The sequence below is a fragment of the Tardiphaga robiniae genome, assembly GCF_001618955.1.
Lineage (GTDB): Bacteria > Pseudomonadota > Alphaproteobacteria > Rhizobiales > Xanthobacteraceae > Tardiphaga > Tardiphaga robiniae_A.
This window is the reverse complement of sequence record NZ_LVYV01000054.1, coordinates 108,872-131,395: the sequence shown is the minus strand read 5'-3', so window position 1 is coordinate 131,395 and position 22,524 is coordinate 108,872. Positions and strand designations below refer to the sequence as shown.

The following is a 22,524-nucleotide window of genomic DNA, read 5'->3' as shown; positions in this document are numbered from 1 at the left end:
ACCGCCACGGCTTTCGTGGCGGTTGATGCGCGCCGTGTTTCCGCGTAGGCGAGCGCCATGACCAGTGCTGCCGACTCTTCTGCCTTCAAGCCCGTTGCCATCGATCCGCCCGTGAGCGTAGCGCTCGTGGCCGCCATGCTCATTCTGACCTGCGGGCATGTACTGTCCAACATGCTGCGCACCACGCCTGCGGTCGCGATCGACCTGATGTCGGCCGATCTCGGCGTTACGCCGCAGACGCTGGCCGCGCTGACTTCGGCCTATCATTTTTTCTTCGCGCTCCTGCAGATTCCGGTCGGCGTCGCGCTGGATCGCTACAGCATCCGCACGGTGTCGCTCGTGCTGTTCGCCGGTACGGTCTGCGGCGCGGCGATCGCGGCGCTGTCGACCGGGCCGCTCTCGTTCTTCGTGTCGCAGGCAACGATCGGCATGGCGACGTCGGGCATGCTGATGTGCCCGATGACGCTCGCGGCCAAGCGACTGACACCAGCGCAGTTCGGTCTGTGGTCCGGCATCATTCTATCATTCGGCAATGCGGGGCTGCTTTTGTCGGCCAGTCCGCTTGCTTACGTCGTCGAGCATTGGGGCTGGCGCGCTGGCTTCTGGATTGCGGCGGCCGCGGCTATTGTCGTGGCCATGCTGATCGCGGTTATCGTTCCGTCGTCGCGTCCCGAAGGCCAACCGCGCGCGCTTCTGGGTGAGATGGTTTCGGTTTTGCAACTCGGTGTCTCCCGTGCGGTGCGCGGTATCGTGATCCTCGCTTTCGTGTCACTTGCGGTTCAGCTTGTGTTGCGTGGGCTTTGGGCAGGCCCCTGGCTGATGAATGTCAAGGGACTGTCGCGGATAGAGGCCGGCAATGTGCTGGCGTTGTTTACGGTTGCGCTGGTGATCGGACCGACGCTGTCGGGCTTGCTCGATCGCAAGCTGGGTCATCGCCGCGTGCTGCTGCTTGCGGTCCATTTGTGTGCCGCCGCGCTGCTGCTCATGATGGCGCTCGGTGCACCGGGCTATCCGTTGGCCACGCTTTTCGGCCTGCCAGTGATGCCCGTGGCAGTCGATACCGGCCTGCTTGTGGTCATCGGCCTTCTCGTGGCGATGCAGCCGCTCGTCTATGCGATGATCCGCCAGGTCGTTGCTGCCGAGAATATTGGCAAAGCGCTCTCTGCGGCAAACCTGTCGTTCTTCCTCGGCACCGCCGTGATGCAATCGGCTACCAGTCCGATCGCTGCCGCCTGGGGATTGCCCGCAGTTTTAATCTCAATGGCGGTATTCCTGACCGTCTGCACGCTCATCTTCTTCGTGTTGACGCGTCCCGCAGCGCAGCGCGGGGCTGCATAACAGGTTCATGATGATTGCGACGGCAAGTTGCTGGAATTGCCGTGAGTCCTGTGGTCTGATGCGTAGAGTGACGCGATCAAGATGTCGCGCGCGGTCTCGCATTGCGGGGCGCCTCACACAGGGAGGACGTGACTTGCCGTTTTTCGTCAGGGGAACCGATACGTCAGGGACTGTTTCACTCCGCCGCGACAACGCGGCCGGAGCTGTCAAGAAGGCCAGGGAGCTGCTCGATGACGGCAGCTGGGATGTTGAGATCACCGGTCCGGATGGACTTCCGCATCCGATTGCCGAATTCGAGGCGATGTATTCCGCCGGCGCGACGACGGCGGTGCATGCGACATAGCTGACAGGCAAGGGATGCAGTGACGGCGACCGATCTTGTTCTGCATCACTATCCTCGTTCGCCGTTTGCCGAGAAAGTGCGCGTCGCCTTCGGATTGAAGGGCCTGCATTGGCAGTCGGTGATCCAGCCACGGATCGCGCCGAAGCCACAGCTTGTGCCGCTTACCGGAGGCTATCGTCGCATTCCGGTGCTGCAGGTCGGCGCGGATATCTATTGCGATACCCGCCGTATTCTGGCCGAACTCGAGCGGCGTTTTCCCGAGCCGACGCTTTATCTGGCGGGCACGCGTGGTCAGGCCGATATCATTGCGGCCTGGGCCGATCGCGCACTCTTCGCCACTGCGCTTGGTCTCGTGTTCGGCATCAACGGCGACCGTTTCCCGCCGGAGTTGCATGCCGATCGCGCGAGTTTCACATCAGGCAAGTTCGATGGCTGGGACAGCGTGAAGATGCGCGCGCAGCTTCCCGTGCTGCGTGACCAGTTTCGCATTCATCTTGCCTGGCTCAACGATTGGCTCACGCATGGCGACGCATTCCTGCTCGGCAACGCGCCGTCACTTGCCGATCTCGCCGTCCATCATCCGCTCTGGTATGCGCGCGGCAATCTCGGCGAGAGCGAGGGCCTTGCCGAGCATCCGCGCGTTCTCGCGTGGATGGACCGGGTTGCCGCGCTCGGGCACGGAACGGTTGAGGAGCTGTCGCCCGAGCAGGCGCTGGAGACGGCGCGGTTTTGCCAACCTGTAGCGACACCTCATCCTGCTCACAACGATATTGTCGCTGATCAGGATCAGCTTTTTACGGAAGGCACGATGGTGTCGGTCACGCCGACCGATTGGGGCTTTGATCCCGTTATCGGTGCGTTTGTTTCTGCGGGTCATGACAGCATCGCTTTGCGGCGTAACGATCCTGATGTCGGCGCGACGGTTGTACATTTCCCGCGTACAGGCTTTGCGATTGCTCGACTGTGAAAGCCCTATCGCAGATGCATGGCCCTCATTCGCGATTTCCGTACGCCGCAATTTGACGCAGCTGCGCAAACGCGGCTAAGTCCGAAAAACGTTGCCCGACTGCGACATGCAGACTCCCAATCTGCAAAGCAATGCTCGACACTTCAGCGCACAGCAACAGAACAAGAAAGCGCGTCGTAGCAGCGACGCTGCGAATTCGGAGGATATGACATGACCATGACCCGCCGCACGTTTGGACTTGGTGCCTCTGCCGTTCTGGCAGGGCCGATCGCCGCGCCATTCATTCGCGGCGCAGGTGCTGCCGAGCCGGCGATCCGCATCGGCATGGTCAATTCGATGAGCGGCGGTCTTGCGGCTTACGCGCAGGAAGGCCAGCCGGCGTTCGAATACATCATCAAGAAGATCAATGCCGAAGGCGGCATCAAGAGTAAGGGCGGCGCCAGAATCGAGCTGGTGCTGGCGGATGATACCAGCCAGCCGGCGCGGACTGCCGCTGAAGCACGGCGTCTGATCACCGAGGAAAAGGTGCAGCTTTTGACCGGCACCATTCTCAGCGCACAGATGCTGGCGCTGACGCCGGTGGTCGACGAAGCCAAGATTCCGACGCTGTCGGTTTGGGCCGGTGGGTCGCAGTCGAACTATATGTTCACGCTGGGATACCCGTATGATCGCGGCTATGCGCAGACCATGCATGATTTCGTCATCTCATTGCGCGACGATTTCAAGTTTCCGATCAAGACTGCCGTCATGGCCTATTCGAATTACGAGGCCGGCCAGCAGTCCAACAAGTTCCTGGTCGAGAAGCTGAAGGCGAGCGGCATCCAGATCATCGGCGAAGCCGCGCTCGATATTCGTGCGCAGGACCAGACGGCGGCCATGGTTCGCATTCGCTCGCTCAAGCCCGACGTCGTTGTCGGCCTCGTGACGCCGCGCGATGGCATTCTGCTGCATCAGGCGCGTTACAATCTGAACTATCACGGCAGCATCTTCTGCGGTGGCACTGGCGGCTACTCGGATCTGTCGCTCTGGAAGGATCTCGGCCCCGAGATCGGCAAGGCCGTGCTGACGAAGAACCTGTTCGGCATGACCGGCTTCAGCGCCGGCGCCAAGATCGAATCAATGCAGAAGATCGTCACGGAATTGCGTGATGTCGCCAAGCTCGACAAAATCGGCCAGGGCGCGGTGCAATACGCCCAGGCGGCGCGCGTGCTGCAGCAGGTGCTCGAGAATGCCAAGTCGCTGCAGAGCGATGCATTGCTCGAGGCGCTGAAGAACGTCAACATTCCCGCAGGCGATCCGAACCTCTACATCGCCAAGCCGAAGGGTCTGCAATTCGCGGAAGACCGTCTGCTCAAGGATGGTTCTGCGATGTTCGTCCAATGGACGCCCGAGCAGGATCAGCAGGTCGTATTCCCGAAGGAATTTGCCCAGGTGCCGCCGCGGCCGAAGTCCTGAGCGGCGCTGTAGTAAGACTGAGCACAACCTAGAGAGTGGACGGCTGTGGCATTTCTGGAAGTCTCCAACATCACCAGGCGGTTTGGCGGGCTGGTCGCGCTCAACGCGGTGAGCTTCGACGTCGAGAAGGGCGAAATTCTCGGCATCATTGGCCCGAACGGTGCCGGCAAGACCACGCTGTTTGGTGTGATCTCCGGCTTCATTCCGCCGAGCTCCGGTAACGTCGTTTATGACGGCGAAAGCATTATCGGGGTGTCGCCGGATCGGCTGGTGCGTCGCGGATTGATGCGTTCGTTCCAGATCGTCCAGTCCTTTGCCGACATGACGGCGCTCGACGTCGTCACGACCGCAGCATTGACACGCCGGCCAATGCGTGAGGCCATTGACTATGCTGCACAGGCGCTGCTGCGCGTCGGCCTCGGCGGCAAGGAGCACAAGACGCCGGCGACACTGTCGCTGCAGGACAAGAAGCTGCTGGAACTGGCGAAGTGCATTGCTACCGATCCGCGCTGCATCCTGCTCGACGAAGTGATGGCCGGCCTGACCATGGCCGAGACCGCCGCGCCGATCGCGATCATCGAGGAGCTCAACAAGCAGGGCGTCACCATCGTGATGGTGGAGCATGTGATGCCGGTCATCATGCGGCTGGCGCAGCGCATGGTGGTGATCAATTTCGGCGAGAAGATCGCGCAAGGCACGCCCGACGAGATTCTCAAGGATCAACGCGTCGTCGATGCCTATTTCGGAGATCATCTCGATGCTTGAGATCGATAATCTGGTCGCAGGCTATGGCGGTGTGCCGGTGCTGCGCGATGTCAACGCCAAGATCGCTGCAGGCGAGATCGTTGGCCTGCTTGGCGCCAACAATGCCGGCAAGACCACGCTGATCAATGCACTGTCCGGCATGGTCAAGCCGATATCCGGCCGCATTCTGTTTCTCGGCGAGGACATCAGCAAATTGACGCCGCAGGCGCGTGTCGAGCTCGGCATCGTGCAGGTGCCGGAAGGCCGCCTGGTGTTTCCGGAAATGAGCATCCGCGAAAACCTTCTGCTTGGCGGCATCAATGCGCATGCGCGCAAGCATCGTCCGCAGCAGATGGAAAAAGTCATCGGGTTGTTTCCGCGGCTCGGCGAGCGGCTGACCCAGAGCGCCGGGTCACTGTCAGGCGGCGAACAGCAGATGCTGGCGATCGGTCGCGGGCTGATGGCGGAAGCCAAGCTCCTGATGCTCGATGAACCCTCGCTCGGTCTGTCGCCGCTGTTCGTGCAGTATATTTTCGAGATCATCGACAGACTGCATGCCGACGGGCTGACCATCCTGCTGGTCGAGCAGAATCTGAATTTGACGTTGCGCCACGCCAGGCGCTGCTACGTGCTGGAGCGCGGGCAGGTGGCGGTCGAGGGCGATGCGGACACCGTGAAAAACGATCCGCGCACCCGCAGCGCCTATCTTGGTCTGTGATCGGAGAGTGATGTGACCGAACTTTATCAGGCTCTCGCCCAAGGTCTTCTGATCGGCGCCACCTATGGCTTGCTGGCGCTGGGCATGGGTCTTGTCTACGGCGTCTCGGGCGTCGTCAACTTCTCGCATGGCGATTTCATCTCGCTCGGCATGTTCATGTGCCTCGCGCTGTATTCGGCTTTCGCCATGGACCCCTATGTGTCGATCATCATCACCGTGCCGCTGATGACCGCCATCGGCGCGCTGGTCTACATCTTTCTGATACGGCCGATGGTCGGGCATCAGTTCCTGATGGTGGTGCAGCTCACGCTGGGGCTCAGCCTCGTGCTGCAGAACGGCATCCTGATGGTGTTCGGTGGCGAGCCGGCGCGCACGCCGTCCTTCGTCGAATCCAAGCTGATCATTCTCGGTGACGTGGTGCTGCGGGTGCCGCATATCGTGGCCTTCGTCGTCTCCTTTGCGCTGGCCATCGGCCTCTACATCATGCTGCGCTCGACCGATTTCGGCCGCTCGATCCGCGCCGTGCACCAGAATGCCCATGCCGCGGCGCTGATGGGCATCAATGTCGGCCGCGTCCAGGTGCTCACTTTCGCGCTCGGCATCGGCATTCTCGCATTGGCTGCCGCGCTGCTGCTGCCGGGGACGCCGATCCAGCCGACCCAGGGCCTGCGTTACACCGTGATCACGCTCTTGGTCGTTGTGCTCGGTGGCATGACCAATTTCGTTGGCATCATGCTCGGCGGTCTGATCATCGGCATCGCCGAGGCCTTCGGCACGATCTATCTCGATGGTCCGATCGGGTTGCTGCTGCCTTACATCATCTTCGTGGCGATCATGCTGTTTCTCCCGAAGGGCCTGACCTGGAGCTCGGCACGATGAGAGAGGAATTCTACAAGACGCTGTCGTCGCCGATCTGGTGGGGCGCGCTGGTCATCGCTGCCATCATGCCCTTCGTGCTGTCGAGCTATTACGTCCACATTCTCACGCTGGCGCTGGTCTATGTGGCGCTGGCCTCGTCGTGGAACATCGTCGGCGGCATGGCCGGGCAGATCTCGCTGGCACACAGTCTGTTCATCGGCATCGGCTCGATGTTCTCCGCGGCATTGCTGCTCAAGCTCGGCATCAATATGTGGCTGGGTCTCGTGATCTCGGCGGTGATCTCCGGAATCCTAGGTGCCGTCATAGCCTGGATCGACTTCCGCTTTCAGCTCGGCCATCTCTCTTTCGTGTTGATCACGCTGGCCTTCGCGGAAATGGGCAGCATCGTCGTCGAAGGCTGGGACTTCCTCGGCGGTGCGTCCGGGCTGCTGCTGCCGAAGGACACGGGTAATTTCCTGGCGTTCCAGTTTGGCGGTGGCCACGGCGCGTTCTGGATGATGCTGGGGCTGGCCGCAATTTGCGTGCTGGTCAATGTCGCGATCCTCAATTCGCCGCTTGGCTACTATCTGCGCACCATCCGCGACAATGAGAAGGCGGCGCAGGCGATTGGCGTCAACATCCTGCGCTACAAGATCACCGCGATGGTGATCTCGGCGATGCTCGCCTCTGTCGTGGGCACCGCCTATGTGCGCTATCTCACTTTTGCCGATCCCTATCTGCTGATTTCGCCCGTGATCACCATCGAGATCGTGCTGTTCGCAACGGTCGGCGGTCTGGGTCGTGCCTATGGCCCCGCGCTCGGCGCATTGCTGCTGGTGCCGCTTGGCGAAATCCTGCGCGGCAAGCTCGGCAGCACGCTGCCCGGCCTGCATTATTTCATCTACGGCATCGTCGTGATCTCGGTGATCCTGGTCACGCCGCGCGGGCTGCTGCCGCTGTTCGAGCGGCTCTGGGCGCGCTGGCGCGGCCCGGCGGTTGCCAGCAAGCCGTAAGCGGTTCGGGAATTTCCGGCGCTGAAACTTCGGTCATCCGTTGGCTGATGCCGTTTCCAACGATAGTCTCTCGCCGCGGCGGAGCATTGGCTCTGCCGGTTGGAGCTGAAATCATGCGCTTCGATGCCATCATCGTCGGTGCCGGTCAGGCCGGACCTTCACTCGCCGGTCGGCTCACATCCGCAGGCATGTCGGTCGCGATCATCGAGCGTCATCTGTTTGGTGGCACCTGTGTCAATACCGGCTGCAAACCGACCAAGACGCTGGTCGCCAGCGCCTATGCCGCGCATCTTGCGCGCCGCGGCAGCGAATATGGCGTGATGATTGACGCGCCCGTGCGGATCGATATGGCCCGCGTGAAGGCGCGCGCCGACAAGGTGATCCACGACTCGCGCAATGGCGTCGAAAGCTGGTTGCGCGGTATGGACAAATGCACGGTCATTAACGGCCATGCGCGCTTCGAATCCGCGGATACGGTCCGTGTTGGCGATGAGTTGCTGACCGCTCGGAGGATCTTCCTGAATGTCGGTGGGCGGGCTGTCGTGCCGGATATGCCGGGGATCAACGACGTCACCTATCTGACCAATACAGGCATCCTGCAGCTCGACCGGGTACCGAAACATCTGGTGGTGATTGGCGGCAGCTATATCGGACTCGAATTCGCACAGATGTATCGTCGCTTTGGCGCCGAAGTGACGGTGGTGGAGAAGGGATCGCATCTGGTCTCGCGCGAGGATGTGGAGATTTCAGAGGCGATCCGCGACATCCTGCTTGCCGAGGGCATTCATATCCGCACCAATGCCGAATGCATCACCTTCAAGTCGCATCCCGATGGCGTGGCTGTCGGTGTCGATTGCAGCGAAGGCGCGCCGGAGATCATCGGCAGCGATGTGCTGCTCGCTGTCGGGCGACGGCCGAATACCGACGATCTCGGTCTCGACAAGGCCGGCGTCGCTGTGGATGCCCGCGGCTACATCAAGGTCGATGACGGTCTTGCCACCAACGTGCCCGGCATCTTTGCCATGGGAGATTGCAACGGTCGCGGCGCCTTTACGCATACGGCCTATAACGACTTCGAGATTCTCGCCGCGAACCTGCTCGATGGCGCAAGCCGCCGCGTCAGCGATCGGCTTCCCGGCTACGCGCTGTTCATCGATCCGCCGCTTGGTCGCGTCGGCATGACGCTGACTCAGGCAAAGGCCACAGGCAAGAAATTGCTGATCGGCAACCGGCCGATGACCCATGTGGGCCGTGCGGTCGAGAAGGGCGAGACCGCCGGCATGATGCAGGTTGTGGTCGACGCTGAGACGAAAAAGATCTTGGGGGCAGCCATTCTCGGTACCGGGGGCGACGAGGCTATTCACGGCATTCTCGACATCATGAATGCAGGTGCCGATTACACCCAGTTGCAATGGGCGGTGCCGATCCATCCGACCGTGTCGGAACTGATCCCGACGCTGCTCAACGAAATGAAGTGACGGATGTGACGTCCTGGAATTTCTTGGTGTCTCAGAATTTCTGGACGATGATCAGCGTGAGCAGGATCGTCCCGCAGGATGCCATGACGACGGCCATGTTGATGAGATTGTGCGTGGCGATGACGACGGCCGATGTCGGATAGGCTGCATCCGGCGCCAGAACCTTCTTGCGCGGTGCGGGTTTTTTCTTTGCTGCCATGATGTCCCCAAAGAGGAGGGCCAGACCGTTGACCGGCCTGACCCTGACGCCTTCCCTGCCGAGGTTCATCCCCCGATCATGACGCGACTATCGCATGAATGGCCGGTGAACTGCTTAACGCGATTGGTGAATCGAATCTGACCGGATTCGATGGTTTATGAATTTCTGCAGTCGGCCACTCACGTCATTCCGGGGCGCGGGCGCCTCTTTGCGCGCGCGAACCTCAGCCACTCCACTTGGAGTGGCGGGGAATCTCGATATGAGACTCACCACTTCGAGGTTCCGGGTTCACGCGCGAAGATGCGCGCGCCCCGGAACGACGAGCTTGTGGTTCAAATCGTTCGCCCGCCATCGACCGGCAGGATCACGCCGGTGAGGAACTCGGATTCCTCGCCCGCCAGATAAACGCAGGCATTGGCGATATCCGAGGGGCGCGACATGCGGCCGAGCGGGATTGTCCCGATGAACTTGGCGCGGTTTTCCGGCGTATCGGGTACGCCCATGAAGGATTCCAGCAGGCCGGTCTCGCCCATCACCGGCGCGATGCAGTTGACGCGGATGCCATCGGGCGCAAGTTCCACGGCCATCGATTTCGACATCAGGTTCACCGCGCCCTTGGTGGCGTTGTACCAGGTCAGGCCCGGGCGCGGCCGGACACCGGCTGTCGAACCGATATTGATGATGCGGCCGCTCTTCTGCTTCTTCATCACGGGCACGCAGGCATTGGTCATCAGAAAGATCGATTTCACATTGATGTCGAACGCCTTGTCGAATTCTTCTTCGGTCACTTCGAGCAAGGGCTTGTTGCGAAAGGTCCAGCCGGCATTGTTGACGACGACGTCGAGCTTGCCGAATTTCTCGACCGCGAGCTTCACCGAGGCATCAACATCGGCCTTGCTGGTGACGCTGCCCCCAAGGGCGATTGCGCTGTCGCCGATCTCGGCCGCAACCTTCTTCGCGCCATCGGCATTCAGATCGAGGATGACGACCTTGGCGCCTTCGCGGGCGTAAGAGCGCGCAATCTCGGCGCCGAAGCCCGATGCGCCGCCGGTGACGATGGTAGACAGGCCTTGAAGTCTCATGGTGTTTTCTCCCGGATGCCGCGCCTTGTTCGGCGCTTAACGATGAACGTTAGAGCCTGTGATGGCGGCTGGGAAGTCTCGACAGCGAATGGCTGCTAGAGGAAGCGTGGCTTCTACAGGAAACGTCTTGCGTTGACTTCTTCGAGATCGAGGCCTTCCTCGATCGCATGCAGCACACTGTCGTGGATTTCGCCCTCGCGGTGCATCTTCAGGAGCTCTGCACGGCCGGCTTCGATGGCGGCCAGCACCGTCGTGTAATGGTCGATGCGGTGTGGCGATAGTGCCTCAGCCTCTTCGGCATAGCGCGCTGCTGCACCCTTGCGATAGGTATACTGCTCGAACAGGCGCGGATGGCGATGTGTACCGTCATCATTGCGCGACGCCTTCTCGACGGCAGAAAATTGCGCGGTTGCGACCCGCGCGCGCGCCTGCGCCTCGCTGAGTTTCGAGTGATGCGGTGTGCGGACATTCTCGGTTTTGATCAGACGGCGCACGATCGGTGCCAGCGTCGAGCCCTGGACAAGGACGGTTAACAGGATCACCGCGAAGGTGATCGCCAGGATCACATCACGGCCGGGAAATTGCTCCGGCAGTGACAGCGCGGCAGCGAGACTGACCACGCCGCGCAAACCGGCCCAGCTCATGATGAACGGCACCGTCCATGGCGGAGCGGGGTCGCGGGCACGCAGTCTCGGCATCAGCATGCGCGGCAGATAGGTGCCGGGAAACATCCAGACGAAGCGGGCCAGGATCACCGCGGCGATGATTGCGCCTGTCGCCGGCAACAATGCCACCAGCGCGTCATAGCCGCCGAGGCGATACAGCACGCCGCGCAGCGACAGGCCAATCAGGATGAACACCAGAGATTCCAGCACGAACACGACGACACTCCACGCTGCGGTGGCGCGGGTACGCGTCGCAGCGCCGAAGAACTCGTGCTGCTTCCAGCCGAGGATCATGCCGCAGGCGACTGTGGACAGCACGCCGGAGACGTGCAGCTTTTCCGCTGCGATATAGGAGATCCAGGCGACCAGGAAGGTCCATGCAATGGCGAGGTCGATGTCCTTGATGCGCTTGATCACCAGGATGGCGGCGAAGGCGAATGCGATGCCAACAAGCAGGCCGCCGATCGCGACCGAGAAGAAACTCACGGTGGCCGCAGTGGCGCTGAACGAGCCGGTCAGCGCTGCCGCGATGGCGAAGCGCAGCAGCACCAGGCCCGATGCGTCGTTGACGAGGCTTTCGCCCTCCAGCAGCACGATGATGCGCGGTGGGAGCGGCACGCTCTGCAGCACGGCCTTGGCCGCCACCGAATCCGGCGGCGAGACGATGGCGCCGAGCGCAAAACAGGCAGCCCAGGGCAGCGACGGCATCACCCAATGCGCGACGACGCCGACCACGAGGGTGGTAAAGAAGACGGCGCCGACGGCGAGCTGCAGGATGATGCGCAAATCGGCGCGAAAATCCCGCCAGGAGGTGAACCAGGCGCTCGACATCAGAAGCGGTGGCAAAAACAGCACGAGCACCAGCTCGGGGTCGATCTCGACATCGGGGGTGCCTGGGATCAGCGCGAAGCCGATGCCGCCGAGGATCAGTGCAGCCGCGCGCGGGAGCTGAAAACGCCGCGCGATCATGTCGAGCAAAACGATGACAGCCATCAGCAGCAGGATAATTTCGAAGCGGGAAACGGCGGTCATGAGGGCCTGTCGAAATGCGAGAAAAACGGTCGGACGTCGATTCGGGCCAATGCCGTGATCTGATGTCTGTCATCTATCTTGCAAATGCCGCGCAGGCTGTACAGCGGGCCGATGATTTTGCAGCAGGCCAGTACCAAAAAGGGCGACCCGACGGGCCGCCCTTCGATGCCTTATTATGCGCTTCAGATTACTCCGCGCTGCTGACCAGCCGCAGCGGCGCCTTATGCTCCATCATGCTGCGGTAGGTGGCCACATAATCGAGGGCCATGCGCCGGGCCGTGAAGCGTTTTTCGAACTGCTTGCGGATTGCCGTGCGGTCCATGCCGGTGAGACGACCCACCGCGGCAACTGCGCTGGTCTCGTCCTCGACAATAAAGCCGGTGAGAGCCTCGTCGATGATCTCCGGCACCGAGCCACGGTTATACGCGATGACGGGCGTGCCGCAGGCCATGGATTCGATCATCACCAGGCCAAACGGCTCCGGCCAGTCGATCGGCAGCAGCAGGCCATAGGCACCGCTGAGGAATTCCGGCTTCTCCCGGTCGCTGATCTCGCCGATATATTCGACCAGCGGATGATCCATCAGCGGGCGGACGACCTGCTCGTAATAGTCCTCATCCGCGCGATCGATCTTGGCTGCGATCTTCAGCGGGATGCCGGCGCGGATGGCGATCTTGATGGCGCGGTCGACGCCCTTCTCGGGCGCAATACGCCCGAGCACAGCGAGGTAGCTCGGCGTGATGGGTTGCGGCGTCAGCAGCTTCTCGGGAAGGCCGTGATAGATCGTGCGCACGAAATTCGCCTGGGGTACCGGGCGCCGCTGCGCATTCGAAATCGAAATCACGGGAATCTTGGAGAAGGTCGTGAAGGTCGGCTGATGCTCCGGCAGATCCAGGCGGCCGTGCAGCGTCGTGAGAAACGGCGTGGGTTGGCGGGAGAACAGCGAGAACGGATAGTAGTCGAGATGGAAATGCAGAACGTCGAATTCGTCGTCGTCACATTTCCGCCTTACGCGCTCGAGCATTTCCATATGGAGTGCGTTGGGATCGCGGACAGAGCCATCGAGCCGCAGCGCCTTCGGCCATCCGGCGTCGAGCTTGCCTGACGTTTGAGAGTCGCCGCTGGCGAACAGCGTAACATCATGCCCCTGCGCCACCAGCTCTTCGGTCAACCAGTGCACGACCCGTTCCGTGCCTCCATAGAGCTTCGGCGGAACGGCTTCTGTCAGCGGAGCAACTTGCGCGATGCGCATTTACATATCTCCCATGTTGGAAATGATGAACAACTTCAGCGATGACGTGTCGGTATCGATATGCCTGAAGCTGGAACGTTCTCGCATCTGCGAAGTTCCTATGTGATCTGCGTAGTTCGTCCACACTGTGGTCTTGCTGATGCCATCACGTTCAACCACGGTTTCCGGAGTGTTAATGCTGCCCGAATGTTGCGCCGAGATGGCGAGAGCGTGGGAAATTCGGGATGGCATCATCTCCATCAGCGGGCGGGGACGCTGTCCGTCGAGATTCTTGTTCTTATTCAACGGGTTTTGACAATCACATGGACAGTCTTTCCGGATATGCGTATCGCCCTTTCGCTTTCGTGATGCGCTACATCAGGATGCGTTCTGCATCGCATCTGGTCATCCTGATATCCGTGCTTGCTGCCGTCGCCTGTTCGGTGGGCACGCAATACGGGATTAAATTTTTAGTCGATGGCCTCTCATCGGGACCTTCGGGAGCGGGTAATGCTGTCTGGATCGCATTTGGCGTTCTGATCTCCCTGATTACGGCAGACATGTTCCTGTGGCGCGTGGCCAGCTGGACCGCGAGCTACACATTCGTTGGTGTCACCGGCGATCTCAGGCGCGATATCTTTCGCCATCTGACTGGACACGCACCGAGCTACTTCTCGGATCGGCTGCCCGGCATGCTGACCAGCCGTATCACGGCAACATCCAACGCCGTCTTCACCGTCGAAAACATGTTTGTCTGGAACGTGTTGCCGCCATGTGTCGCGACATTCGCGGCAATCCTGCTGATTGGAACCGTGAGCCTGCCGATGGCGGCGGGATTGACAGTCGTGGCGGGCGCGGTCGTCGTGATGATGTTCAAGATGGCCGCGGCCGGCAAGAAACTGCATGACGACTTCGCCAGCAAGGCGGCCGCCGTCGATGGCGAAATGGTCGATGTCATCAACAATATGCCGCTGGTCCGCGCATTCTGCGGATTGAGCTTCGAGCATGACCGCTTCGATGAAACGGTCGATCGCGAGCTCAACGCCCGTGGTCGCAGCCTGCGCTATCTTGAGCGTCTGCGCCTGACGCATGCGGCCATCACGGTCGCGCTGACGATCGGGCTGCTCGCCTGGGCGATCACGCTCTGGCAACGCGGCGGCGCCAGTACCGGCGACGTTGTTCTGATCTGTACGCTCGGTCTCTCGATTCTGCACGCGACGCGAGATCTTGCGGTGGCGCTCGTGGATGTAACACAACATGTTGCGCGCTTGTCCGAGGCGCTGTCCACATTACTGGTGCCCCATGAGCTTAGCGACCATCCCGAGGCCGAGCCGCTGGTGAAGTCAGGCGCAGCGATCGCCTTCAATAACATCTCGTTCCGTTACCCCGGCGGTCTGCAGGTGTTCGACAAGTTCACGTTGCGGCTCAATGCCGGGCAGCGCGTTGGCCTTGTCGGCCAGTCCGGCGGAGGAAAGTCGAGCCTGTTCGTGCTGTTGCAGCGTTTCTACGACGTGCAGGATGGCAGCATCACCGTCGATGGCCAGGATATTTCACGCGTGACCCAGCACAGCCTGCGTCATGCGATCTCCGTGGTGCCGCAGGATATCTCACTGTTCCATCGCTCCATCATGGAGAACATCCGGTATGGACGTCCCGAGGCGACGGATGACGAGGTATTGCGTGCAGCCATTTCGGCGCGTTGCGACTTCGTCGAGACGCTGCCGGAAGGTCTTCACACTATGGTAGGGGACCGCGGCGTCAAACTGTCCGGCGGGCAGCGCCAGCGCATCGCCATTGCACGCGCCTTCCTGAAAGACGCGCCCATTTTGCTGCTGGATGAGGCGACGGCTGCCCTCGACAGTGAATCGGAGGAGGCGATCCGTGAGGCGCTGTCGCGTCTGATGCGTGGTCGCACGGTGATAGCGATCGCGCATCGCCTCGCGACGCTGCGTAATTTCGATCGCGTGGTCATGCTGCAGAGCGGCAAGATCATTGAAGATGGCAAGCCGGACCATCTGATGCAGTCCCAGGGGCCGTATCGGGAACTGGTGACGCAGGAGATGAGTCGTCTTGCGCAGCATGCCGCCTGACGACTCAGCTATTCTGCGCCAGCGCTGCGTCTGTCTCCGTGCCTGCCCTGACCCCACAACCGGCCGAGGTCTTTCATGCCTGTCGAAGCCGCCGCCGCCGCCAAGTTGAACGCCATCGCCGATCAAAAAGCGGTCGAATCACCGTTCTATATTCCGATGACGGGTCCTGCGTCGCGCCCGAGGCGTGCGCTCAAACACGACGATACGTTTGTGGTGCTCGACAGCCATGGTGACATCGGTGCGTCCGCGGGTGGGCCGGATGGCCTGTTCAATGCGGATACGCGCTATCTCGCGCGGCTGGAATTGGCCCTGAACGACGTTCAGCCGCTGTTGCTCGGCTCGAATCTGCGCGACGACAACTCGTCGCTGACCGTCGATCTGACCAATCCGGATATCTATCGCAACGGCCGCCTCGTGCTGCAGAAAGATATGCTGCACATCGTGCGCACGTTCTTCCTGTGGCGTGGTGCAGCCTATCAGCGGATCGGCTTGCAAAATCACGGCGAACACCGTGCCAGTTTCGATCTGACGCTATCTTTCGACAATGACTTTGCAGATTTGTTCGAGGTGCGCGGCGAAAAACGCAAGCATCGTGGCATCGCCACCAGCCGCCTGATCGGACCCAGTGACGTTGCGCTGGAATATACCGGCCTCGACGGCAGGCCGCTCAGCACGATGGTGCATTTCGATCCGCGCCCGACGCGGCTGGCGGCCAATACAGCGACCTATCACTTTGAGCTGAAGCCGCAGCAAACGACGTCGCTGTTCGTTGCCGCCAGTTGCAACGCCGAGGTCGGCCACAAGCCTGTGCCGTTCTTTCGTGGGTTGCTCGCGCATCGCCGCGAGATGCGCAATTTCAGCAAGGGTGCGGCGACGGTCGAGACCTCGAATGATATTTTCAACGAGGTGCTCTGCCAGGCGATGGCCGATCTCAGTATCCTGATGACGAATACGCCGCAGGGGCGATATCCCTATGCCGGCATTCCCTGGTATTCGACGACATTCGGCCGCGACGGCCTGATCACCGCGCTGCAACTGTTGTGGATCGATCCGCGCGTGGCGCGCGGCGTGCTGAAACGGCTTGCGGCATTTCAGGCGAAGTCGGTCGATCCGCTTGCGGATGCCGAGCCCGGCAAGATCCTGCACGAAATGCGCGGCGGCGAGATGGCTGCCCTGCGTGAGGTGCCGTTCGCGCAATATTACGGCAGCGTCGACTCCACGCCGCTCTTTGTGATGCTCGCAGGGATGTATGTCGAGCGCACCGGCGATGATGAAACCTTGCGCGAGCTGTGGCCGTCCGTTGAGGCGGCCCTCGGATGGATCGATGGTCCCGGCGACCCCGACAAGGATGGCTTCGTCGAATATCAGCGCGCCACCGAACAGGGACTTCAGAACCAGGGCTGGAAAGATTCGTATGACGCCATCTTCCATGCCGACGGAAAGCTCGTTGAGGGCAATATCGCCTTGGCCGAAGTGCAAGGCTATGTCTTCGCCGCCAAGCATCTGGCGTCGCGTCTCGCATTGCGCATAGGCCTGCCCGACAAGGCCCGGCAGCTCGAGGCCGAAGCGGAGCAACTTGCTGCGCGGTTCGAGGAAGCATTCTGGTGCGAGGAACTCGGCACCTATGCGCTTGCGCTCGACGGCAAGAAGATGCCTTGCGCGGTTCGTGCCTCCAATGCGGGACAGTTGCTGTTCACAGGCATCGTCCGTGAAGACCGTGCACGCATGGTCGCCGCCGACCTAATGCGCCCGCATTTCTTCACCGGCTGGGGCATTCGCACCATTGCGCGCGGCGAGGCGCGCTATAATCCGATGTCCTATCATGACGGCTCGATCTGGCCGCACGACAATGCGCTGATCACACTCGGTCTGGCGCGCTATGGCCTGAAGCATTCGGTCGAGGCCGTCTTCAAGGGCCTGTTCGACACCGCGGCCTATATGGACTTGCGACGATTGCCGGAATTGTTCTGCGGCTTCCAGCGCGAAAAACGCCGCGGCCCGACCTTGTATCCGGTGGCCTGCGCGCCGCAGGCCTGGGCCAGCGCAACGCCGTATACTCTGCTCGAGGCAGCACTAGGAATAGAATTCGATGTCGCGCGCGGCGAGATTCGTTTCCGCAATCCGCGGCTACCCGCTTTCCTGCAATACGTCATTTTGCGTGATCTTCGGCTCGGCGAATCCAGCGTCGATCTCTGCCTGCGCAAACACGAGAACGATGTGTCGCTGGAAGTTCTGCGAACCCGCGGTCAGATCCAGGTATCGATCGTATTGACGCATTGACGCGTCGCCTGGCGCTGGGGTCGTGCCCATCAGCGAAACGCGTGAGTGAGGGAGTTTCGATGCCTGCAATTCGCCTCGTTGCCGGATTGGCTGTAGCGTTGGCGTTGAACGCCGTGGCCGTGTGCCAGGCGGCGGACGCGCCTGTGCCTCCGCCCGCGTCGTCAGAGAAATCCACTCCTGAAGCGCGGCCGTCCGTGCCGTCGCCCGCACCTGATGCGGCTGCCGTGCAGCCGGCAGCGCCGCCCCCGGTCGCGTCCGCACCCGAAAAACAGCCATCGCCGCCCGCCCCGCAGACGGCGTCAAAACCAGACGCAGCCGTACCTGCGCCTCCTGCGCCTGTCGCCAAGCCGCCATCGGTTACGGTGATCGATGCCTTCGATGCCAAGGGCATTCTCGGCCGCGATGTGCGAAGCCCGGCCAGCGAGAACATGGGGCGTATAGCTGACGTGGTTGTCGATCGCGCCGGGCAGATCCGCGGCGCGGTCATCGACTTCGGCGGATTCCTCGGGGTCGGCTCGCGCAAGATCGTGGTCGATTGGGGTGCGCTGCATTTCTGGAACGTGGCCGACAAGACCGCCAGCATCACGCTGGATCTCACGCGCGAACAGGTGCGTGCCGCGCCGGAATACAAGGACGATCAGCCCATCGTCGTGCTTGGTGCGTCCGGCACACTGACGCCGCTGAGGTTTCCGCCTCTCACCATGCAGGAGCGCTAATTGGCGGTTCACGCGACCACACGCGCAGCTGACCTCTCCCGCCGCGACGACGTCGCTGCGGTGCCTGAGGTCGCCTGCGCACCGGGGATCGCGCCGGAGTCCGAGCCGGGCCAGCAGGAGCCGCAGCGGAGTCCGGAGCCGTCGAAACAGAGCCTGCGCGGGCTCGACTGGTTCATCTTTTTTCTTGCCGACGTGCAGACAGGGTTCGGTCCGTTCGTTGCGGTCTATCTCACCACGCAGAAATGGACGCAGGTCGAGATCGGCTTCGTGCTGTCCATCGGCGGCATCGTCGCGCTGCTCGGCCAAATTCCGGGTGGCGCGATCATCGATGCGGCGCGCTCGACGCGGCTGGTCGCCGGCGCCGCGGTCGCGACGATCGGCGGCTGCGCGCTAGCCTATGCCGCGCTGCCAGTGTTTCCTGTCATCGTCGCGGCAGCGACGTTGCATGCGATGGCGAGCTGCGTGCTCGGCCCTGCGATCGCCGCTATCAGCCTCGGGCTGGTCGGGCCGATGCGGATCGGTGAACGGCTGGGGCGCAATGCGCGCTTCGCGTCGCTCGGCAATGGCGTCGCTGCCGCCGTCATGGGCACTTGCGGCTATCTGCTGTCCAGCCGCTCGGTGTTCATTGTCACCTTCTTGCTGGCGCTGCCGGTGCTTTATGCGCTGTCGCGAATTCGGCCTCAGGAGATCAATTCCGCACAGGCGCATGGCGCCGGCACCAAAGAAGCCGAGATCAAAAAGCCGATCCGTTTTCGCGATCTGGTGCGGCAGAAGCCGCTCTTGATTTTTGCCTGCGCTGTGCTGCTGCTGCAGCTCGCCAATGCTGCGATGCTGCCTTTGATGGCTGGTGTCGTCACGACACGCTCGGCCGATTGGGCGCCGGCGCTGATCGCCTTCTGCATCGTGGTACCGCAGGCCATCGTTGCGGCGACCTCGCCGACGGTCGGCCGAAAGGCGCAGCAATGGGGCCGTCGGCCGCTGCTGCTGGTCGCTTTCGCCGCGCTCGCGATCCGCGGATTGCTATTCGCCGTGGTCACCGATCCGTTTGCACTGGTCGCCGTGCAGGTCTTCGACGGCGTCACTGCTGCCGTGTTCAGCGTGATGATCCCGCTGATCGTCGCCGACATCGCCTTTGGCAGCGGTCGCTTCAGCCTTGCGCAAGGCATTGTCGGCACCGCCACCGGCATCGGTGCGTCGCTCAGCACGGTGACGGCCGGCTTCGTCGCCGACAAGCTCGGCGCGCCGGTTGCCTTTGTCGGCCTGGCCTGCGTCGCAGGGCTTGGTCTGTTGCTGATCTGGCTGGTGATGCCGGAAACCCGCCGCGACCACGGCGAGGTTGAGGGCGGACCTTAGGGCGCGACGCTCTCGCCGAGGAAGTTGACCGCGGCCGTGACGCCGCCCTTGCCGTGCGGAATGCCGAGCGCCTGCAATCCCATCTCGATCACGCCGAGCGTTCCGAGGATCATGGGCGCGTTGACATGGCCCATATGGGCGATGCGGAATGCTTTGCCGTGCAGGTCGCCGATGCCGACGCCGAGAATGACGCCGCATTTATCGCGGCAATAATCCAGAAGCGGTGTCGGATTCTCCATCTTCACCGTGGTGACGGTGTTGCCGCGTTCTTTTGGTTCGGTGATGTTGAAGCTCAGCACGCCGCCATCGGCCCATACTGCAACGGCGCGGCGGACGGCTTCCGCCAGCAATCGATGGCGCTGGAACACGTTGACCAGCGTCTCGTCGAACAGCATGTCGATGGCCTGACGCTGTGCGAACATCAAGTGCACCGGCGCGGTGCCCGAATGTTTCCGGTAGTGCTCGTCGCCGTCGCGCTCGGTCCAGTCCCAATAGGGCGTGCGCAGATTCGCGGTCTTGTGCACTTCGCGCGCACGATCGTTCGCGGCGACATAGCCGAGGCCAGGGGGTGTCATCAGGCCTTTCTGCGAGCCGGACATGGCGACATCGATGCCCCATGCATCCATCTCGAACGGCATGCAGCCGAGCGACGCCACGGTGTCGACCATGAATAATGCGGGATGACCGGCGGCCTTGATCGCGTTGCCGATGGCTTCAATGTCGTTGAACGCGCCTGACGCCGTGTCGATCTGCACTGCAAGCACAGCCTTGATCTCGTGCTTGGTGTCTTGTCGCAACGTTGCTTCAACCTCGGCAGGACGAATGGCGCGATTCCAGTCGCCCTTCAGGCTCTGCACGTCGACGCCCATGGCGCGCGCAGCATGACCCCAGCCGACCGCGAAACGCCCGCTTTCCAGCACCAGGATCTTGTCGCCGCGCGACAGCACATTGCTGAGCGTCGCTTCCCAGGCACCATGCCCGTTGGCGATATACATATAGGTGTTGCCTTTAGTGGCGAACAACGTGCCGATATCGCGCAGCAGCCCGAATGTGAGCTGCACCATTTCCTTGGAGTAGATATCCAGCGGCGGACGATGCATCGCCCGCAATACTTCGTCTGGCATCGTGGTGGGGCCGGGGATGGCGAGAAATTCACGACCTGCACGAACGACCATTTTCAATCCTTATTGGTATTTTCGGCCATGGTGCCATGGCGCAGCGCGAAATCAAAGCGCGTGTGAGGTGGTTTGAATTTGACGCTTAGTGAGTCAGCGCATCACGCCCGATCACATTCGCGATGGCCTGGAAGATCTGGTCCTTGATCTCGGTCGCCGCCGGGCTCGGGATCGTCTCGGGAGGGCCGTCGTGTTTGGCGCAGGCGACCACCAGCCGCAGGATCCAGACTTCGCCATCAGTGTAGTACAGGTCGCCGCCGCCATTGTGGCCGGCGACGGTTGGGCCGATTCCGGTGACCTGATATTTGGCCTCGACCATGCCGGCCTTTTCGAGGTCGCCCGCGAGCACCGCGCGCTCGGCGTCGATATCGGCGGCGATGTGATGCGTGATCGCGCCGGTGTATTTGCTGATCCCGACGCTGCGATCGAAAGTCGCATCGCCAAGCCAGACCGGGCGATCTTCCTGCCCCTTGTCGAGTACCTTCCAGAGCCGGATATGGTGGCGATGATCAGCGCTGTTGCCGACCGGCTTCTCGAAAGCGAGATCCTCGCGACGGCCAAGATAAACCAGCGGGCTCACCGGTGCATCGCGATAGGGCCGGTCGAGCAAGACGCTGCCGACAATCTCCAGGGACGAGCGTAAAGTTATGGGATCGGCAGGATACCAGCCGGCAGCATGCATCGCGCACAGCACGTCCTTCTTGTCGCCGATCAGGCCGACATTGATGGGGTCGCCGGGAATACCTTGCGCGGTCATCGTCGTCATCGGCAATCCGGCAAGGCTCTTCTGGTGCTCGTAATGAGTCCAGAGCTCCGGGAGCAACAGATAGGCGATGCCGCCATAGATGATCAAAGCGAGCAGGGTCAGCCGCGCCGCCCGGAATGTCCGGCTGCGGCGTTGTTTTTGCGCAATGACATCCGTCTGCAGGTCAGCCACGGTTCCGCTCGATCGAATCTGAGCGGGGAACCTGCCACGTCAGCGCCACGATGTCATCGTCGGGTCTCGCGGCAACCGGCGGCTTCGGCCTCTTCTTTAGAGCAAAACCAGCGTGTTCCCTTGCTGATCCGCATGCTGATCTTGGCATACCAGCGGCTTTCGGGCGTGTGGTAGATGCAGACGCCGGCCCGGTTGACGTTGCCCTTGATCCGGCAGGCTGGAGACGGCGCCACGTGGCCGGATGCCGAGGCCAGCAGGATCGGCAAGGCATCCTCCGGAGGCTTGACCGAGCCGAGAATGGTGGTTTTCTTGTTGCGTACGCGCCAGTCCCAGGGCGCAAAGAACGCGCCAGCCCAAAGTCCGGCCTTGGCCTCACGTGCGGCTTTCTCGTCGGCATCATAGGCATGCGAGAAGCGCACATAGGAGAGCGCCCAGCCGCTCTTCACCATCCATTGGCTGATGTCCTCGCCGTCCACCTCGCATTTGGCGACCGAGCGACCGAAGCGATCGGTCCGTAGCACGTGGCAGGTCCAGCTCTTGTCGCCGGCATGTTCAACAAGCGCTTCATGTGCCGCGACGCCGCAGGTCCAGCGCTCGCCAGCGGCATTCAGGCATAATTGGTCAAGGCCCGGCGCATCGATGCCGGCGAGCCGGAGGCGGGTCGCGCCAATGGTCATCTGGTCGCCATCGCGGATCTTCGGCACGCCGGTCACGTCGGCGGCCTGTGCCAGTGCGGGAATGCAAAGCATCGCGACAAAAAGAGAGAAGGTGCGGAACATGCGCATCGAACCGTTTGATTGCAAAATCATGACGACAATCCGGAGACAGTGCGGGCATTTCGCCGCGCATG

General features: G+C 61.8%; 21 protein-coding genes. 13 read left to right on the top strand and 8 right to left on the bottom strand.

What is annotated here, in order from left to right:
- Positions 1–57 precede the first annotated feature (57 nt).
- From A4A58_RS26060 to A4A58_RS26020, 9 genes are all read left to right on the top strand, one after another.
- Positions 58–1,338 carry an MFS transporter gene (locus A4A58_RS26060; protein ID WP_068737703.1) on the top strand — a complete coding sequence of 427 codons (1,281 nt, stop codon included), beginning with the start codon at positions 58–60 and terminating at the stop codon, positions 1,336–1,338.
- Positions 1,339–1,471: 133 nt separating this feature from the next.
- On the top strand, positions 1,472–1,681 hold the full coding sequence (locus A4A58_RS26055; RefSeq protein ID WP_068737702.1) for a hypothetical protein: 210 nt from the start codon (positions 1,472–1,474) through the stop codon (positions 1,679–1,681).
- 19 nt (positions 1,682–1,700) lie between these two features.
- On the top strand, positions 1,701–2,648 hold the full coding sequence (locus tag A4A58_RS26050) for a glutathione S-transferase family protein (RefSeq protein WP_068737699.1): 948 nt from the start codon (positions 1,701–1,703) through the stop codon (positions 2,646–2,648).
- A gap of 210 nt (positions 2,649–2,858) precedes the next feature.
- Positions 2,859–4,103: an ABC transporter substrate-binding protein gene (locus tag A4A58_RS26045; protein WP_068737697.1), complete on the top strand. Its 1,245-nt coding sequence runs from the start codon at positions 2,859–2,861 to the stop codon at positions 4,101–4,103.
- Positions 4,104–4,148: 45 nt separating this feature from the next.
- Positions 4,149–4,868: an ABC transporter ATP-binding protein gene (locus A4A58_RS26040; protein WP_068737696.1), complete on the top strand. Its 720-nt coding sequence runs from the start codon at positions 4,149–4,151 to the stop codon at positions 4,866–4,868.
- Positions 4,861–5,565 carry an ABC transporter ATP-binding protein gene (locus A4A58_RS26035; RefSeq protein ID WP_068737691.1) on the top strand — a complete coding sequence of 235 codons (705 nt, stop codon included), beginning with the start codon at positions 4,861–4,863 and terminating at the stop codon, positions 5,563–5,565. Before A4A58_RS26040 ends, A4A58_RS26035 begins: the two co-directional genes overlap by 8 nt.
- Positions 5,566–5,577: 12 nt before the next feature.
- Positions 5,578–6,444, top strand: a complete 867-nt coding sequence (locus A4A58_RS26030; RefSeq protein WP_068737690.1) for a branched-chain amino acid ABC transporter permease — start codon at positions 5,578–5,580, stop codon at positions 6,442–6,444.
- Positions 6,441–7,436, top strand: a complete 996-nt coding sequence (locus A4A58_RS26025) for a branched-chain amino acid ABC transporter permease (protein ID WP_068737689.1) — start codon at positions 6,441–6,443, stop codon at positions 7,434–7,436. The genes A4A58_RS26030 and A4A58_RS26025 overlap by 4 nt, the downstream gene beginning before the upstream one ends.
- Positions 7,437–7,549: 113 nt before the next feature.
- A complete protein-coding gene (locus A4A58_RS26020; protein ID WP_068737688.1) occupies positions 7,550–8,914 on the top strand; it encodes an FAD-containing oxidoreductase in 1,365 nt (454 codons plus the stop codon).
- Between the two features lie 31 nt (positions 8,915–8,945).
- Here the strand turns inward: A4A58_RS26020 and A4A58_RS30965 are convergent, their stop codons facing one another.
- The 5 genes from A4A58_RS30965 to A4A58_RS25995 all read right to left on the bottom strand — a co-directional run bounded on the left by A4A58_RS30965 (position 8,946) and on the right by A4A58_RS25995 (position 13,429).
- Complete coding sequence (locus A4A58_RS30965; RefSeq protein ID WP_158005746.1) at positions 8,946–9,113, bottom strand: hypothetical protein; 168 nt, start codon at positions 9,111–9,113, stop codon at positions 8,946–8,948.
- 332 nt (positions 9,114–9,445) lie between these two features.
- The gene (locus A4A58_RS26010; protein ID WP_068737686.1) at positions 9,446–10,195 is read right to left on the bottom strand and encodes a glucose 1-dehydrogenase; all 750 of its coding nucleotides are present in this window, start codon (positions 10,193–10,195) and stop codon (positions 9,446–9,448) included.
- A gap of 113 nt (positions 10,196–10,308) precedes the next feature.
- Positions 10,309–11,892, bottom strand: coding sequence for a Na+/H+ antiporter (locus tag A4A58_RS26005; RefSeq protein ID WP_068737685.1), 1,584 nt, complete (start codon positions 11,890–11,892; stop codon positions 10,309–10,311).
- 187 nt (positions 11,893–12,079) lie between these two features.
- A complete protein-coding gene (locus A4A58_RS26000) occupies positions 12,080–13,144 on the bottom strand; it encodes a glycosyltransferase family 4 protein (RefSeq protein WP_068737683.1) in 1,065 nt (354 codons plus the stop codon).
- Complete coding sequence (locus tag A4A58_RS25995) at positions 13,145–13,429, bottom strand: hypothetical protein (RefSeq protein ID WP_139069949.1); 285 nt, start codon at positions 13,427–13,429, stop codon at positions 13,145–13,147.
- 17 nt (positions 13,430–13,446) lie between these two features.
- Between A4A58_RS25995 and A4A58_RS25990 the strand changes: the two genes are divergently transcribed.
- The 4 genes from A4A58_RS25990 to A4A58_RS25975 all read left to right on the top strand — a co-directional run bounded on the left by A4A58_RS25990 (position 13,447) and on the right by A4A58_RS25975 (position 19,562).
- Positions 13,447–15,213 (top strand): ABC transporter ATP-binding protein, encoded by a 1,767-nt coding sequence (locus A4A58_RS25990; RefSeq protein WP_068737675.1) that lies wholly within the window; start codon positions 13,447–13,449, stop codon positions 15,211–15,213.
- A 75-nt stretch (positions 15,214–15,288) separates the two neighbouring features.
- The gene (locus tag A4A58_RS25985) at positions 15,289–17,493 is read left to right on the top strand and encodes an amylo-alpha-1,6-glucosidase (protein WP_068737673.1); all 2,205 of its coding nucleotides are present in this window, start codon (positions 15,289–15,291) and stop codon (positions 17,491–17,493) included.
- A gap of 59 nt (positions 17,494–17,552) precedes the next feature.
- A complete protein-coding gene (locus A4A58_RS25980) occupies positions 17,553–18,209 on the top strand; it encodes a PRC-barrel domain-containing protein (protein WP_081422069.1) in 657 nt (218 codons plus the stop codon).
- An 87-nt stretch (positions 18,210–18,296) separates the two neighbouring features.
- Positions 18,297–19,562 (top strand): MFS transporter, encoded by a 1,266-nt coding sequence (locus A4A58_RS25975; protein ID WP_068737983.1) that lies wholly within the window; start codon positions 18,297–18,299, stop codon positions 19,560–19,562.
- Here A4A58_RS25975 and A4A58_RS25970 read toward each other — a convergent pair.
- From A4A58_RS25970 to A4A58_RS25960, 3 genes are all read right to left on the bottom strand, one after another.
- Positions 19,559–20,737 carry a pyridoxal-phosphate-dependent aminotransferase family protein gene (locus A4A58_RS25970; RefSeq protein ID WP_068737671.1) on the bottom strand — a complete coding sequence of 393 codons (1,179 nt, stop codon included), beginning with the start codon at positions 20,735–20,737 and terminating at the stop codon, positions 19,559–19,561. The genes A4A58_RS25975 and A4A58_RS25970 overlap by 4 nt on opposite strands.
- An 85-nt stretch (positions 20,738–20,822) precedes the next feature.
- Positions 20,823–21,674 carry an LssY C-terminal domain-containing protein gene (locus A4A58_RS25965; RefSeq protein ID WP_086937149.1) on the bottom strand — a complete coding sequence of 284 codons (852 nt, stop codon included), beginning with the start codon at positions 21,672–21,674 and terminating at the stop codon, positions 20,823–20,825.
- Positions 21,675–21,727: 53 nt separating this feature from the next.
- The gene (locus tag A4A58_RS25960; protein ID WP_068737979.1) at positions 21,728–22,453 is read right to left on the bottom strand and encodes a thermonuclease family protein; all 726 of its coding nucleotides are present in this window, start codon (positions 22,451–22,453) and stop codon (positions 21,728–21,730) included.
- Positions 22,454–22,524: the final 71 nt, after the last annotated feature.

Coding starts and splice junctions, on each gene's coding strand:
- A4A58_RS30965 (WP_158005746.1), bottom strand. CDS start 9,113: ATGGCAGCAAAGAAAAAACCCGCACCGCGCAAGAAGGTTCTGGCGCCG.
- A4A58_RS26045 (WP_068737697.1), top strand. CDS start 2,859: ATGACCATGACCCGCCGCACGTTTGGACTTGGTGCCTCTGCCGTTCTG.
- A4A58_RS26000 (WP_068737683.1), bottom strand. CDS start 13,144: ATGCGCATCGCGCAAGTTGCTCCGCTGACAGAAGCCGTTCCGCCGAAG.
- A4A58_RS26035 (WP_068737691.1), top strand. CDS start 4,861: ATGCTTGAGATCGATAATCTGGTCGCAGGCTATGGCGGTGTGCCGGTG.
- A4A58_RS25985 (WP_068737673.1), top strand. CDS start 15,289: ATGCCTGTCGAAGCCGCCGCCGCCGCCAAGTTGAACGCCATCGCCGAT.
- A4A58_RS25970 (WP_068737671.1), bottom strand. CDS start 20,737: ATGGTCGTTCGTGCAGGTCGTGAATTTCTCGCCATCCCCGGCCCCACC.
- A4A58_RS26025 (WP_068737689.1), top strand. CDS start 6,441: ATGAGAGAGGAATTCTACAAGACGCTGTCGTCGCCGATCTGGTGGGGC.
- A4A58_RS26060 (WP_068737703.1), top strand. CDS start 58: ATGACCAGTGCTGCCGACTCTTCTGCCTTCAAGCCCGTTGCCATCGAT.
- A4A58_RS25990 (WP_068737675.1), top strand. CDS start 13,447: ATGGACAGTCTTTCCGGATATGCGTATCGCCCTTTCGCTTTCGTGATG.
- A4A58_RS26020 (WP_068737688.1), top strand. CDS start 7,550: ATGCGCTTCGATGCCATCATCGTCGGTGCCGGTCAGGCCGGACCTTCA.
- A4A58_RS26005 (WP_068737685.1), bottom strand. CDS start 11,892: ATGACCGCCGTTTCCCGCTTCGAAATTATCCTGCTGCTGATGGCTGTC.
- A4A58_RS25960 (WP_068737979.1), bottom strand. CDS start 22,453: ATGTTCCGCACCTTCTCTCTTTTTGTCGCGATGCTTTGCATTCCCGCA.
- A4A58_RS25980 (WP_081422069.1), top strand. CDS start 17,553: ATGCCTGCAATTCGCCTCGTTGCCGGATTGGCTGTAGCGTTGGCGTTG.
- A4A58_RS26010 (WP_068737686.1), bottom strand. CDS start 10,195: ATGAGACTTCAAGGCCTGTCTACCATCGTCACCGGCGGCGCATCGGGC.